General features: G+C 65.5%; 13 protein-coding genes. 2 read left to right on the top strand and 11 right to left on the bottom strand.

Features of this window, described 5'->3' with window-relative positions:
* Positions 1–18: 18 nt before the first annotated feature.
* The gene (gene trhA / locus IB273_RS24745) at positions 19–645 is read right to left on the bottom strand and encodes a PAQR family membrane homeostasis protein TrhA (protein ID WP_081515555.1); all 627 of its coding nucleotides are present in this window, start codon (positions 643–645) and stop codon (positions 19–21) included.
* Positions 646–758: 113 nt separating this feature from the next.
* Entirely contained in the window at positions 759–1,205 is a 447-nt protein-coding gene (gene azu / locus IB273_RS24740) for an azurin (RefSeq protein WP_081515554.1), read from the bottom strand.
* Positions 1,206–1,586: 381 nt separating this feature from the next.
* Here azu and IB273_RS24735 point away from each other — a divergent pair, with 381 nt between their 5' ends.
* Complete coding sequence (locus IB273_RS24735) at positions 1,587–2,174, top strand: TIGR00730 family Rossman fold protein (protein WP_192225241.1); 588 nt, start codon at positions 1,587–1,589, stop codon at positions 2,172–2,174.
* Between the two features lie 7 nt (positions 2,175–2,181).
* Here IB273_RS24735 and IB273_RS31665 read toward each other — a convergent pair whose 3' ends face one another.
* The 8 genes from IB273_RS31665 to IB273_RS24695 all read right to left on the bottom strand — a co-directional run bounded on the left by IB273_RS31665 (position 2,182) and on the right by IB273_RS24695 (position 11,311).
* Positions 2,182–2,583 carry a type IV pilin protein gene (locus IB273_RS31665; RefSeq protein ID WP_192225240.1) on the bottom strand — a complete coding sequence of 134 codons (402 nt, stop codon included), beginning with the start codon at positions 2,581–2,583 and terminating at the stop codon, positions 2,182–2,184.
* 1 nt (position 2,584) lies between these two features.
* Positions 2,585–5,788 (bottom strand): pilus assembly protein, encoded by a 3,204-nt coding sequence (locus IB273_RS24725; protein ID WP_192225239.1) that lies wholly within the window; start codon positions 5,786–5,788, stop codon positions 2,585–2,587.
* Positions 5,789–5,835: 47 nt separating this feature from the next.
* Positions 5,836–6,291 carry a PilX N-terminal domain-containing pilus assembly protein gene (locus tag IB273_RS24720; RefSeq protein WP_192225238.1) on the bottom strand — a complete coding sequence of 152 codons (456 nt, stop codon included), beginning with the start codon at positions 6,289–6,291 and terminating at the stop codon, positions 5,836–5,838.
* A 14-nt stretch (positions 6,292–6,305) separates the two neighbouring features.
* Complete coding sequence (locus IB273_RS24715; protein ID WP_192225237.1) at positions 6,306–7,244, bottom strand: PilW family protein; 939 nt, start codon at positions 7,242–7,244, stop codon at positions 6,306–6,308.
* A gap of 1 nt (position 7,245) precedes the next feature.
* On the bottom strand, positions 7,246–7,719 hold the full coding sequence (gene pilV, locus IB273_RS24710) for a type IV pilus modification protein PilV (protein WP_192225236.1): 474 nt from the start codon (positions 7,717–7,719) through the stop codon (positions 7,246–7,248).
* A gap of 261 nt (positions 7,720–7,980) precedes the next feature.
* Entirely contained in the window at positions 7,981–8,832 is an 852-nt protein-coding gene (locus IB273_RS24705; protein ID WP_192225235.1) for a mechanosensitive ion channel family protein, read from the bottom strand.
* A gap of 110 nt (positions 8,833–8,942) precedes the next feature.
* The gene (locus IB273_RS24700) at positions 8,943–10,067 is read right to left on the bottom strand and encodes an SO2930 family diheme c-type cytochrome (RefSeq protein WP_412548096.1); all 1,125 of its coding nucleotides are present in this window, start codon (positions 10,065–10,067) and stop codon (positions 8,943–8,945) included.
* Positions 10,064–11,311: a parallel beta-helix domain-containing protein gene (locus tag IB273_RS24695; protein WP_081515546.1), complete on the bottom strand. Its 1,248-nt coding sequence runs from the start codon at positions 11,309–11,311 to the stop codon at positions 10,064–10,066. The genes IB273_RS24700 and IB273_RS24695 overlap by 4 nt, the downstream gene beginning before the upstream one ends.
* Positions 11,312–11,488: 177 nt before the next feature.
* On the opposite strand from IB273_RS24695, the gene IB273_RS24690 reads away from it, so the two are divergent.
* Positions 11,489–11,899 carry a bacteriohemerythrin gene (locus tag IB273_RS24690; protein ID WP_192225234.1) on the top strand — a complete coding sequence of 137 codons (411 nt, stop codon included), beginning with the start codon at positions 11,489–11,491 and terminating at the stop codon, positions 11,897–11,899.
* Positions 11,900–11,934: 35 nt separating this feature from the next.
* Here IB273_RS24690 and IB273_RS24685 read toward each other — a convergent pair whose 3' ends face one another.
* Positions 11,935–14,184: a YgiQ family radical SAM protein gene (locus IB273_RS24685; RefSeq protein ID WP_192225233.1), complete on the bottom strand. Its 2,250-nt coding sequence runs from the start codon at positions 14,182–14,184 to the stop codon at positions 11,935–11,937.
* Between the last annotated feature and the right edge of the window lie 178 nt (positions 14,185–14,362).

Raw genomic sequence — 14,362 nt, 5'->3', positions numbered from 1 at the left:
GCCAGCGAGTTCAGGGGTTCAGTGCTGGGGAATGACGTAGCGCCAGATGGCGATGAAGTGCAGCAGGCTGCCGGCGATCACGAACAGGTGCCAGATGCCATGCCAGTGGCGGAAGCGGCTGTCGTAGGCGAAGAAGATGATGCCGATGGTGTAGAAAGCCCCGCCGCCCACCAACCAGGCGAAACCTGCGCCGCCCAGCGCACGGTACAGCGGGCCCACCGCGATCAGCACGATCCAGCCCATCACCGCGTAGATGATGATCGACAGCACCCGCGCCTCGGAGCGCGGCTTGATCTCCTGCAGCATGCCGATCACTGCCATCGACCAGACGATGCCGAACAGCGTCCAGCCCCAGGGCCCCTTCAGCGTCACCAGGCAGAACGGCGTGTAGCTCCCGGCGATCAGCAGGTAGATCGACAGATGGTCGAGCTTGCGCAGAATGACTTTCGCCCGTCCCTGAACGCTGTGGTAGAGCGTGGAGATGCTGTAGAGCAGGGTCAGCGTCGTGCCGTATACCGCCACACTGACGATGCGCAGCGGCTCGCCCACCAGGCTGGTGGCCACCAGCAGCCAGATGCCGCCCACCAGCGCCAGCACGGCGCCAATCAGGTGAGTCCAGGCGTTGAAGCGTTCACCGTGGTACATGAGTCCCCCGTTGCAATTTCAACCACGCCCACACCCTACCCTGCTTGCGTGAAATAAAAAGCCCGACCATGGGTCGGGCTTTTCGGATCACACGCTTTCGAGCGAAAGCGGGATCACTTCACCGCCAGGGTGCCCTTCATCATGGCCGAGTGGCCCGGGAAGGAGCAGAAGAAGGCGTATTCATCGCCAGCCTTCAGCTTGGAGACGTCGAAGGTCACCGAATCCTTCTCGCCGGAGCCGATGATCTTGGTGTGGGCGATCACGCGGGTGTCGCCGTCCTTGACGTAGTTCTTGTCCAGACCGGCGGCCATGCCGTCGGTCACTACGCCCTGCATGTCGGCGGCAGTGGTCAGGACCCAGTTATGGCCCATCACGTTCTTCGGCAGGCTGCCCGGGTGGGACAGGTTCACGGTGAAGGTCTTGCAGCTCTTGTCGACGCTGATGGCGTTGGTGCTGAACTGCATCTGGTCGTTGCCCTGGATGTCCACGGAGCATTCGGCGGCCAGCAGCGGGGCACTGAACAGGCCAAGCAGGGATACAGCGGCGAGTTTACGGAACATGACATGCCTCCTAGGCAGGTTGGGCGGAGAATCCTGAAGGGGAAGACTGCCCGAACGCGATCGGGGTTCCCCTGATCTGCATCAATGGCCTTCGGCCACGAGCGAAGCTTGGAACTGTCTATCAGGTCGATCAGCAGGATCAACGAGGCAGATCAGCGCACCCCGCCTAGCATAGACGCCATCCCCCGGCCCCACAGGAGTTCGCGCCATGCACCGTCTTGCACTGTTACAAAGCCCGCTGCTACAGAACCTGCTCGCCTGCTACGCACTCGGCGCAACCGCCGGTGGCTGCCTGGACGACTGAATTCGGCTTGGTCGCTTTCCTCGCAGTCGGTAACCTGACGGCCTGCAAAACCAGGCCAGCAAAACGAGGACAGCTCCATGACCTTGCGTTCCATCTGCGTATTCTGCGGCGCCAGCCCCGGCGCCACCCCGATCTACCAGGAAGCCGCCGAAGCCCTCGGCCGACATCTCGCTGAAAACGGTATCCAGCTGGTCTATGGCGGCGGCGCCGTGGGCCTGATGGGCATGGTCGCCAATGCCGCGCTGGCCGCTGGCGGCGAAGTCATCGGCATCATCCCGCAGAGCCTGAAAGACGCCGAAGTCGGCCACAGCGGCCTGACCCGCCTGGAAGTGGTGGACGGCATGCACGCGCGCAAGGCCCGCATGGCCGAGCTGAGCGACGCCTTCATCGCCCTGCCGGGCGGCCTGGGTACCCTGGAAGAGCTGTTCGAGGTCTGGACCTGGGGCCAGCTGGGCTACCACGCCAAGCCGCTGGGACTGCTGGAAGTGAACGGCTTCTTCGACCCGCTGCTGACCTTCCTCGACCATCTGGTGCAGGAGCGCTTCGTGCGCCAGCCGCACCGCGACATGCTGCAGCGTGCCGCCTCGCCCGCCGAGCTGGTCAGCGCCCTGGCCGCCTGGAAGCCCCTGGCCGCGCCCAAGTGGGTCGACCGCACGCCGACCTGACGTACGCCTACCAGCAGCGCTCCGTGGCCGCGCCACGGAGCCCGCTGCTGGCCAGCGTCAGCACTCCGCAGGCATCCCCCGCCATCGCCCCGAGCGGCTCGGCCTGCAGGACATAACCCGACTCCTCCGGACCACTGGCGAAACTCAGGCGGTAGAAGGCCTTCCCTGCATCGCGTGGCGACTGGTCGAACGGCAGCGTTACGCCGACGTAGGTGCCGCGGCTGGTGTAGAAGCGCTCCAGCGACTGCGCCAGCTCCACCAGCGACTTCTGCGCGTCCACCCGGCGCACCCGTTGGATATGATCCTGGTACGCCGGCAGGGCAATACCCAGCAGGATACCGATCAGGGCCAGGCAGACCAGCAGCTCCACCAGCGTGAAACCGCCGGCGCGCCTGTTCGGCGATGTCATTTCAACGAGACTCCCACCAGGCCTTGCGCCCGAAGTCACGGAGCAGATCCAGCGCCTGCCCCTGCGGACGGCCATCGCGATCCACACCCAGGATGTGCAGGCCACCGGCCGGATCGGATTGCAGCAGCGCGCCGCTGGACTGCTGCGCTGTGTCGCTGCCCGCCATGACGGCGCTCGGCAGACCGCCCACCAGCCGCTCGCCGCTGCCGCTATCCAGCACGACCCAAGCGTGAGCGAGCGGATCGCTGCAGGGGTCCTCTCCCGGTGCGATCAGGTTGAACAACACCAGCCTGCCGTCACGAACCTGCGGCTGCTCCACCACGCGCCAACCAACGGCCGACAGGTCGAGATACCAGCCACGACCACCGTCCTTTCCGGGCACCGGCAGGAGCTCTGACCGCCCAACCAAGACCCGCCCGTCGTCGAGCACGCCATAAAGACTTTCAGTCCTCGCCGTGGGCTCGTCGTCACCCACACGGTAGAAGCGCCCGGTGCCGAGCAACACTCGCACCTGTCCACTGCGGTCCAGAGCTGCCGCAACAGGCGCAGTGATTGCCTGCGAATTCCCGTCCGGCGCCAGCGTCCGGAACAACGGTTTGCCGGCCAGCGACGATGGAATCGCCGAGTCGCCACCCGCATCGCCCGCCAGATCCACACGCCAGAGATTCCCGAGGCTGTCGCCCACATAGAGGCGGTTGGCGGTCACCCCGCCCACACTGCTGATCGCCGTCACCGGCCCCAGGTCACCGGCCTCGGGCAGGTGGATGCGCTTGAGCACACGACCATCCGCGGCATCGAGCAGCCAGATGTCCCCGCCACGGTATTCCGGGTCCCTGGCGCCGGAGGAAACCGCCACGACGAACCTTCCCGATCCGAGCGCCATGAGTGCTGGCCGCCCCAGCGTGTAGCCGAGGTCGGGGTGGCTGAACTCCCAGAGCACGCTGCTCGACTGGACGTGTTCTGGGTCGGTCACGTCCAGCGCGAACAGGCCGTTGCCGCCTGCTCCGGTGCTGCCCACCAACAGGGTTCGCCACTCTCCGCCGATCCAGGCATTGCCCACCATGGGCGACCCATCGACGTAAAAGCGATGGGCATAGCCGGGGTCGGCCAACTCGCGAAGGTGGCCCAGCACCGCCGCCGGCACATAGGCGAACAACTCACGCCCATCGCGCGCATCGAAGCCATGCAGCATGCCGTCATTCGCGCCCACCGCCACCAGCGGCGCACGCCGCTGGTATTGCTCGCTGGCAAGGAACTCCCGGTAGCCAGTACCCAGCGGCTTGGGCAGCTCGCCGTAAGGCTGCGGGTCGTGCCAGGAATAGACCGGGCGCGAGCCAACGATGTCGCCCAGCCGGCTGCTGCGCAGGCGGAAAGGCAACGCACTGCGGGGCTCGCTCCGCTCCTGCAGGCGCGACCCGCGAAGGTAGTCGACCAGCGACTCGCCCTGCTCGCCCCCCAGCCTGCGGCGCTGTTCGTCATCCAGGGCACTCCAGGCGAAGAGCATGCCTGCGCGCGCGATCAGCGATCCGTCTGCCCCTGCCCCGGCGGGCCGCACAGTGAGAATGTTCCGTCCGGCCACTTGCGCTTCGCTCTGCTCGTCCAGCTTCCGGGCGGCCGACCACCGCGGCAGCCGCTCGCCTTCGCGCCATAGTTGCAGGTCGCCGCTCCAGCGCCGCCCGGCCAGCAGGGTACTGAACCACTCGCCGGAGTTCGGGCCGCCACTGAAGTTGCCGGTGCTCCTCGGCTCATCGTCGGCTGCTTGGGCGAACGCCTGTTTCAGCTCATCGCGCAGCGGGTCAGGGTCGGCGAGTTTCAGCAGGTTGAGCGGCCAGCCGTCCACGCCCTGCCACGCGCTTTCCGGCAGTGGTGATGCGCGCACAAAGGAATAGCCGCGCGGGATGGCAAAGCCGCCGTACTGGGTCGCCAGCCACAGGGAGCTGCCCGGCCCGGCCACTTCGCGGGAAGACGCCAGCCAGTAGGTGGCAGCGCTCTGCCGGCCGGGGAGGTCCGGGCGCAAATCGCGCACATGGGCGTCATAGGCCAGGCCTGCCAGTGCGAGCGAAGCGGCGGAGCCTGCGCCGCCCTGCATGGCCGTCACCTGCTGCGTCGCCTGGGCAATCGCTGGATCGCCAAAACGCGGCAAACTCACGCCGGCCTCGCCCTCACCCGCGCCGCCAATCCCGAGCACGACGTTGCGCTGGCAGGCGTAGGTGAGCGGGTCCGCATGATCTCCCTGATGGCGCAGGTAGCCTGTGGCGGCTTGGAGCAGCTCGCCCAGGTCATCGAATGGCAGGAACGACGAGGACTCGCCGAAACGGTTGAGAGCGGCGATCACTCCAGCCGGCCGGTCGATGAAGATTCCGGACTGCGCCGACCACTCTTTCAGCGGGTTATCCCGTCCATCATCCAGCCACGGCCCGACGAATTTCTGCGGCGCGCGCAGCACCACTCCCGTTTCGCGATCAGACCGGCCGAAGAGGCTGAAGCGCAGGCGACCGGCATATTCCTGCAGTACGCCCTCAGGCTTGGAATGCTCGCCATAAGGCCGGCAATTACGCTCCAACTGGCCGGCAACGCAGACCTGTACGCGCACCGCGATCCGGTAGGTCGTCGCAGGCAAAAGCGGCTCTGCGGGCGGCAGCTCCTGCGGCTCGCCGGGAAAGTCCGGGCTGCGACTCAGCAAAAGGCCGCGCTCCTCTCCCGCAACACGCAGGTACAGCGTTACGCCGGAGAATGGCGTGGCACCCGCGACGCTGTCGAAAGGCAGAAGGCGATCCGGGAAGGCGCCGTCCCGTTGCAGATTCCGCCCCTTCTGCAACACCGTCAGTCCGGCACTGTCGATAAGGCGATCGCCGCCGGTCAGCACGGCGCGATACACATCGATGGCCTGTGCCGTCGCCCAGTTGAGGAAGTTGCCGCTCCAGGCCCGCCGGCAGACATGGGCCAGCGCCGGGCCGACGGGCTGGAAATAGCGCTCCGTCTCGTCTTTGCCAGCACGGTAGGCGTAGCACTTGTCCGGGTCGAAGTAACCGAAGTACCTCTCGCCGGTGACATAGACCGGGCTTGGATTAGCTGCCGCCGCCGTCGCCCCGTGGGCCGAAGATGGCAACAACAGGATATTGCCCGGAGCACCACTGGCGACCTGCAGCGGCACCTGACTGACCGGCGCAGCCGACAGTACGCCCGCCAGCATGGCGCCCAGCATCAGGGAACAGAGTCTTCCGAGCCTCACTAGCACCTCCTTGCTGCGCGCTAACGGATGAAAAAGATGCTGCTCAGCCGGACGCTGGAAACCGGCTCCCCCGAAGGCTGGCGACGCGCACCAAAGCCTTCGGCGCGCACCTCGATGGCTACACCATTGGCCGCGCCGCCCTTGCCGACTTCCAGCCCCTCGCTGGACAGCCAGCGCAGGAAGCGCAGCCGATAAACCGGCTGCGCCGCACTGCCGGAAAAACCGCCAGCCACTCCTTCGGCAGCCTCGACAGAGGCCATAGGGCCGTCGTGCCGATAGCGCTCCAGCGCAGCCGCTTCGCCCGCGCGCAGCGCCGCTTCTGCTGCCTGGAAGGCCATCTGCCGGTCACGCAGGTTGCCGGCCATGCGTTCTTCCAACTGCACCATGCGCATGCTCGCCAGGCCGATGAGGGTGAGCAGCAACAACATGACCAGCGAGACCAGCAGCACCGCCCCGCGCTCGAACTCATGACGCATCGACGAGCCCCCGTTCATGGCGAGGGATTGCGTAGCGCGATGGTGCTGCTCATCACCAGCCGCAGCCTTCGCTCCGCGTTCGGCGGGAGGGTGCGGCCGTCGAACTGCAGCGCCTTGGGTGCCTCGTCGACCTCACGGGTCTGACTCTGCAGCAGCAGGCTGATGCGTACCGTGCGTACCCGACGCCAGTCGCTGGCGGTCATTTCCCGCGCCGCCTTGTAGGCCGCCACCACTTCGCTGCCCACTCCCGCCACGCCGTAGCGCAGGCTCATGCCGGCGACGCCGTTCACCAGTTCTTCGGTATTCGATTTGCTTGAGGTCTGGCTGTTGTCCGTCACGAACAACCCCGGCGTCCCATCATCGTTCCGGCGAATCGAGTAGATGACATAGCGGTATCGATAGACCCGCGTCGCCGCAGCCAGGAAGTGCTCCAGCGAACGATCCGCCAACAGGCTCGCCGCGTCCCCGGCATTGCGCAGCAGCAGGCAGGACTGCTGATCGCTGAGCAGATAGAAGGCCCCGGAAACTGCACCCGAAGAAGCCAGGAACAGCCGGTTGCCGCTGATCGAGCGAGCCTCGAGAACAGGCTCGGATGCATAACGCAGCAACACCGCATCGGTGTTGGCCAAGCGCTCGGAGGGCATCCAGGCCGGAGCCGACATCCCGGCTCCGAACCCTTCGATTGCCGAGGCATCGATCGCGTACTTTGCCCCTTCCGCACCAGCGGTGTTGACCAGTCCGCCCGCGCAGGCGCCTGAGAACCCGGCGTTGCGCAGGTCCCGCGCCATGGCCTCCAGCGCGAAGCGGCCAGTCTCCTGCAGCTCGGCCAGCGCGACGCTGCTCTGATAGCTGCGCTTGCTGCCGAGGACGACCTGGATGACGCCCGCCAGGAGCAGCAGCCCGAGCGCCATGGCCACCAGCAGCTCGACCAGCGAAAGTCCGCGCTGGCGCATGTCAGAGGCCTATCCGGTAGGTGAAGGTTTCCCAGGCATTGCCAGCCTCCCCCAGACGCTCGCGCGCCCCTCGGTCGTCCCAACGCACGGCGATCACCGCGCTGTACTGGTCACCGCTGTGGACCACCTGCACGGAACCGCTACCCGACCCACGGAGCGTCTCGCAGACATCTGCCTGCCACTGGCCGAGATCGAGTTGCGCCCGCGTCGAGCCAGCGCTTTTCGGGCATCCGGCGGCCACGTCGAGGAAGTTCGTGTCGTAGGCGCCCGCGCGGGCGGCGTCTGAATTCGCGCGCAGCAGGTCGGCCATCTCGCTGGCCAGCCAGGACGCCTGGGAACGTTGCAGCGCGCTGTAGCCGGCGCGAATAGCGACGTTCTGCAGACCCGCCAGCCCCAGCAGTCCAATCCCGAGGACAAGCACCGAGACCAGCACTTCCACCAGGGTGAATCCTTCGCTGCGCTTGCCGCCAGCCATGTCGATCACCTTGCCGCCGAGGAGTGAGCTTCAAGGGTGCAAGGCACAGCGCGGGGCGGTCAGCCAGACATTTGCTGGGAGATCGAAGGGAAAAGTCCGCCAGCCGGAGAGGATCAGGCGTGCAGCTAGGAAGGCGTCCGAAGTACCGCGCCACTCATCCGTGCCGGGGAGCCATCGGTCCCGGCGAGGTTGTTCGCGCCGGGATTCTCGCTGGGAAAAGAAAAGGCCACCTTGCGGTGGCCCTTGTAGGAGCGGGAGCCGTCAGCTGTTCGCCGACTGCTGCACGATCACCGTCTGCGCCGGCATCGGTGCCGGGAAGTCGGTGCCCAGGGCTTCCTTGATGGTGCGGTTGGTGTCGAAGTAGACCTGCCAGTAGTTGTCGTTGTGGCAGTACGGACGCACTGCCAGCACCGGGCCGACGAGGTTGAACTCGAGGATTTCCACATCCACCGGCGGGTCGGTCAGCACATTCGGGATCGCCGCGATGCGCTGTTTGAGCACCGCGACAGCAGCTGCATAGTCGGCGGCGCCGGAGAGCTGCGTCTTGAGTTCCACGCGGCGGAAGGTGTTGTGGCTGAAGTTCTGGATGGTGTCGCTGAAGATCTTGTTGTTGCCCACCAGGGTCAGGACGTTGTCCGGGGTGTTGATGGCGGTGGCGAACAGGCCGATCTCCTTCACGGTGCCGGTCACGCCGCCGGCGGAGACGAAGTCGCCGACCTTGAACGGCCGCAGCACGATGATGAAGCCACCGGCCGCGAGGTTCGCCAGCAGGCCCGACCAGGCCATGCCGATGGCCAGGCCGATGGCGGCGATCAGTGCGGCGAGGCTGGTGGTCTGCACGCCGAAGTAGCCGAGGATGCCGACGACCAGAAGGATGTTCAGAGTGACGGTGATGAAGGAGCCGACGTAGCGCAGCACCGTCGGATCGACGCTCTGCCTGGCCAGGGCCTTCTCCACCAACCCGACGGCGAAGCCAATCAGCCAGCGGCCGAGTACCCAGAAGAGGATGGCGACGATGATCTTCACACCGAATGCGAGCGCGTACTGCGAAACCGTCGCCCACAGTGCGTTGATCTTCTCCGTACCCACATTGATGATGTTCGTATCTTCCATGGAAGCGCACCTGCGAGAGAAAGGGACCAGATGAACGCTAGCACGGCCCCAGCCGTTTGCTCGTCGCAGCGCGCAGCCCAGAGCCCTGGCGGGCTCCGGGCGCTATTGCACTAGCAGTCGCCGGGCAGCGAGGCGATCCAGCGATTGAGCATTTCCAGCCCCTCGCGGTGCACCAGGGTACGACCCAGCTCGGGCATCATGTCGCCCGGCTTGTCGCTGCCGACCCGGTAGCTGAGCACGGACTTCTCCGGGCTGCCAGGGTGGATGTCTTCCAGTCGCCCGCCCGTGCCGCCGCCCGCTGCCACCGGCGGCTTGCAGATGCCGTAGGCGATTGAGACCGGCGTGTGCGGGTCGAGGTAGAGGCCCGAAGTGCGCGCCGCGCCCTTGGGGTTGTGGCAGTGCGAGCAGTTGGCGTCGAGGTAGCTGCGCGCCTGTTTCTCCAGGTCTTCGCCGGGGCGCGGATGCCCCCACAGCGCGTTCTGCGGCACTTGCGCCAGCGCCGGCAGGCCCTTGAGGAAGCCGCGCGCCTGCCAGTGCTGCAACTGGTTGTCGCTGCCTTCGGCGTAGGCGAAGTCCTTGTTCAGGTGCCGCGCCTTGGGCCCCAGCGGGGCGATGCCGCCGCCCTTCTGCTCGGCGTGGCATTCGGAGCACTGGTTGGCGTCCGGCACCATATAGGTGAAGGCGATCTTCTTGCCGTCCTCGGCGGTCACCTCCAGCGCCGGGCTGTCGCCAGCGACCTCCAGGGTCGCTTCGCTCTGCTCAGTATTCCACACGTAGGGCAGTGCCGCCCAGCCGTCCTTCTGCCGCACCAGCACGCGGGTCTCCACCAGATGAACCTTGGCCATGTCGAGCCCGGCCTTCGGATCACGGTCGTCCTGGCTGTTCTGCAGCAGGTTGCCCTGGGCGTCCTTGGGGTAATAGAAGGTCTTGGTCAGGACGGTACCGACGGGGTAGTCGAAGCGGTCCTCGGCGTACTGCGCCGACTGTCCTTCGGGCATCCATACGGTGCGCAGTTTGTGTGCGTAGTCGGTGAACAGCGAGGTGTTCAGGTCATAGGGCAGCACCTCGGCGGCCGGCGCCAGGTGGCCGTCCGCCAGGTGCAGCATGCCCCAGCCGCTGAGCTTTTCCGGGTAGTCGTCGCCTTCGGGCTGGTAACGCGGCTTGCTCTCCTTCCCGCACCCGGCCACCAAGGTGGCCAGGGCGAGCGACAACAGGAACGAAGCGGGTTTCATCATGCCTTGTTGCCCTTTTCACCCAGGCCGGCCTGCTCGATCTTCGGCAGCGGCTTGAGCTTGCACTGGTGCGAGCTGATGTCGGTGCTGATGTTCTTGTAGCCGTTGGGGCCGTCGACGTTGACGATGCCGGCGCTGCCGTTGTCGATGCAGATGGCCAGGGCTTCGGGCAGCTTGCCGTCGACCAGTTTCTTCTCGTTGAAGTAGCCGTCCCAGAGGATGTCCGGCAGGCGCCCGGTGAGGCCGAACTTGGCGACCTTGAGCGCTTTCAGCTCCAGGTGGTCGGGGCTGTCGCCACCGGGGCCGAAGGTGTTGCCGTGGATGAAGATGCCCTCGGGATAGGGGTCGAAGTTCGGCTGGGTGGCCTTCTCCGAATAGTTGGTGCTGAAGTAGCTGCTGATGATGACGTTGGCGGTTTTGTGGTTGCCGATCTTGTTGTTGAAGATCTCCACGTCGTCGTTGGAATTCACCACCACGCCCGAGCCCGCCGGCACGCTGGCCACCGGCGTGCCCTTGTGGCCGAAGTTCTCGTGGTTGTTGCCCTGCACGTCGTTGTCGAAGACGCGGGTGCCGCGCCCCGGCTGCTGCAGGTTGGGCATGTTGAAGACGAGGATGCCGCCGGTGTTGTCGGTGGCGACGTTGTTGTAGACGTCGGCGCCGATGGTGTTCTCGATCTCGATGCCGGCGACGTTGCGCTCGGCGCGGTTGTTGCGCACTACCACGTTACGCGACTGGCCGACGTAGATGCCCGAGTCGGAGGCGCCGATGGCGACGTTGCCTTCGAGCAGGGTGTTCTCGGTCTGAACCGGGTAGATGCCGTAGCCGCCGTTCTCGGTGGAGGCGCCGTTGGTCCACTCGGTGCGGATGTTGCGGATGACGATGTTCTTGCCGCCGATGACCTTCAGGCCGTCGCCCTTGGTGTCCTCGATGGCGAGATTCTCCAGGGTGAAGTCGGAGGCGTCGACGAACAGCCCTTCGGCGCCGGCCTTCTGGTTCTTGAAGCTCAAGATGGTCTTGTCCATCCCGGCGCCGCGGATGGTCACGCCGTCCACTTTCAGGCTGAGGCTGCGGTCCAGGTGGTAGGTGCCGGCGGGAATGTCGATGACATCGCCAGCTTTGGCCTTGATCAGGCGGGCCTGCAAGTCCTTCTGGAAGTCGCTGCTGACGGCGGCGGTAGGCTTGTCGCCTTCGCCGCAGGCGGCCAGGGCAACGGAGAAAGCGAGAAGGGAGAGAGTGGCGAGACGCATGGCGGGCTCCGGTCTTGTTCTTATGATATGGAACTATCGTACCAACTGATCCGGAGAATACTCCTACATCCCGCGCCACGCCAGCCCTTCAGACACATCGCACTTTGATTGATTGGCGTCACGGTTTCGTGGTGGCGGATCGGGATGATCTGCGCTTCCACCCCAAGGAGTACACGGATGAGCTTCATGCCCTGGAACGACGAGTTCGTGATCGGAATCGAGCGGATCGATGAACAGCACCGCTGGCTGGTCGACCTCACCAACGCGCTGTACGACAGCCTCAACGGCGCCGACGGCGAGGGCCAGCCCATCGGCGAGCTGCTGGAGCAACTGGTGGAGTACACGATGAACCACTTCATCGTCGAGGAGGTGCTGTTCCAGCGCCTGGGCTACCCGGACGAGGAAGCGCACCGCGCCGAGCACGACCGCTTCAATCGGCAGATCATCGACCTGCTGTACCGTCACGAGGATGGCGAGGTGGTCTCGGTCGAGGCGCTGGAGCTGCTCAAGGCCTGGCTGATCCACCACATTCTCAAGGTGGACAAGGCTTACGTGAGCTTCTTCCAGCAAAAAGGCGTGACCGCATAGCGGGCACGCCTTTTTTCACAGCACGGGCAGACGGATCAGCGCGGGATATTCGGCTGCCGCTTGGTCGTGCGTTTCTTGCCCTTGGCGTAGCCGGTGGCCTTGCCTTCCTCGGTCTTGTTCCACGGCTTGGAGCCATTGCTGGCGCGCGGCGGCAGGCCGGTGTGCTGGGTCAGCAGCGGCTGGCCGGCCTTCTTGCTGCCGGCCGGGGTGGAGTTCTTGCGGCGCGCGCTCTGGTACTCGTCGGTCTGCGGCTGGTAGGTCGGGATCAGATGGTGCTTGCCGTTGCCGATCAGGTCCGCGCGGCCCATGCGCTCCAGCGCTTCGCGCAACATCGGCCAACCCTTCGGGTCGTGGTAGCGCAGGAAGGCCTTGTGCAGGCGGCGCTGCTGGTCGCTCTTGACGATGGTCACGCTGTCGCTCTTGTAGGTGACCTTGCGCAGCGGGTTCTTGCCCGAGTGGTACATGGCGGTCGCGCTGGCCATGGGTGAGGGATAGAACGCCTGCACCTGGTCCGCGCGGAAGCCGTTGCGCTTGAGCCACAGGGCGAGGTTCATCATGTCCTCGTCGGTGGTGCCCGGGTGCGCGGCGATGAAGTACGGGATCAGGTACTGCTCCTTTCCCGCCTCCTTGGAGAACTTCTCGAACATGCGCTTGAAGGTGTCGTAGGTGCCGATGCCCGGCTTCATCATCTTCGACAGCGGGCCTTCCTCGGTGTGCTCCGGGGCGATCTTCAGGTAGCCGCCGACGTGGTGCGTCACCAGTTCCTTGACGTACTCGGGCGACTGCACGGCGAGGTCGTAGCGCAGGCCGGAAGCGATCAGGATCTTCTTCACGCCCGGCAGGGCGCGGGCCTTGCGGTACAGCTCGATGAGCGAGGAGTGGTCGGTGTTGAGGTTCTCGCAGATGCCCGGCCACACGCAGGACGGCTTGCGGCAGTGACGCTCGATCTCCGGGTCCTTGCAGGCGATGCGGTACATGTTGGCAGTCGGGCCGCCGAGGTCGGAGACCACACCGGTGAAGCCCGGCACCTTACGCATCTCCTCGATCTCGGCGAGGATCGATTCGTGGGAGCGGTTCTGGATGATCCGCCCCTCGTGCTCGGTGATCGAGCAGAAGGTGCAGCCACCGAAGCAGCCCCGCATGATGTTCACCGAGAAACGGATCATCTCGTAGGCCGGGATCTTCTCCTTGCCGTACAGCGGGTGCGGCACGCGCGCATAGGGCATGCCGAACACGTAGTCCATTTCCTCGGTGCTCATCGGGATGGGCGGCGGGTTGAACCACACGTCCACCTCGCCATGCTTCTGCACCAGGGCGCGGGCGTTGCCCGGGTTGGTCTCCAGGTGCAGCACGCGGTTGGCGTGGGCATAGAGCACCGCGTCGCTGCGCACCTTCTCGAACGATGGCAGGCGGATCACCGTGCGATCGCGCTCCAGGCGCGGGTGTGCCAGCAGTTGCACGACCTTGGCTTCGTTCGGGTCTTCCTGCTCGCCCTTCTCCTGCTCGATGGCGCAGGCGGCGGTGTCCTGGGTGTTCACGTACGGGTTGATGATCTTGTCGACCTTGCCCGGACGGTCAATGCGGGTGGAGTCCACCTCGAACCAGCCTTCGGGGGTGTCGCGGCGCACGAAGGCGGTGCCGCGCACGTCGGTGATCTGCTCGACCGTCTCGCCGGAGGCCAGGCGCTGGGCGATCTCCACCACGGCGCGTTCGGCGTTGCCGTACAGCAGGATGTCGGCGGTGGCGTCCATCAGGATGGAGCGACGCACCTTGTCCTGCCAGTAGTCGTAGTGGGCGATGCGGCGAAGCGAAGCCTCGATGCCGCCGAGGATCACCGGGGTCTCGCTGTAGGCCTCCTTGCAGCGCTGGCTGTAGACCAGGCTGGCGCGATCAGGGCGCTTGCCGGCCAGGCCGCCCGGCGTATAGGCGTCATCGCTGCGGATCTTCTTGTCCGCGGTGTAGCGGTTGATCATCGAGTCCATGTTGCCTGCCGCCACGCCGAAGAACAGGTTCGGCTGGCCGAGCTTCATGAAGTCGTCTTTCGAGCGCCAGTCCGGCTGGGCAATGATGCCCACGCGGAAGCCCTGGGCCTCCAGCAGACGGCCGATGATGGCCATGCCGAACGACGGATGGTCAACGTAGGCATCCCCGGTGACGATGATGATGTCGCAGGAATCCCAACCCAGCTGATCCATCTCTTCCTTGCTCATGGGCAGGAACGGCGCCGGGCCGAAACACTCGGCCCAGAACTTGGGATAGTCGAACAACGGCTTGGCGGCTTGCATCACGGGCACCGGGGTATCTCTAAGTAGGTATCGCGGAAAAACGCGGGCGCGGAATATAGCACAAAAAGTGTACAACACCCGACCAGTGAGCTCAGATTTAACTGGGATTTAGCCGGCGCACGGTAGATTGCAAGTGCCATCATCTGGCTATACTCCAGCCACTATCCGCAGTACGCCT

Origin of the sequence: Pseudomonas sp. PDM19 (genome assembly GCF_014852215.1) — a bacterium.
Taxonomy (GTDB): domain Bacteria; phylum Pseudomonadota; class Gammaproteobacteria; order Pseudomonadales; family Pseudomonadaceae; genus Pseudomonas.
Note: the sequence above shows the minus strand (reverse complement) of the source record. Positions and strands in the feature narration are given on the sequence as shown.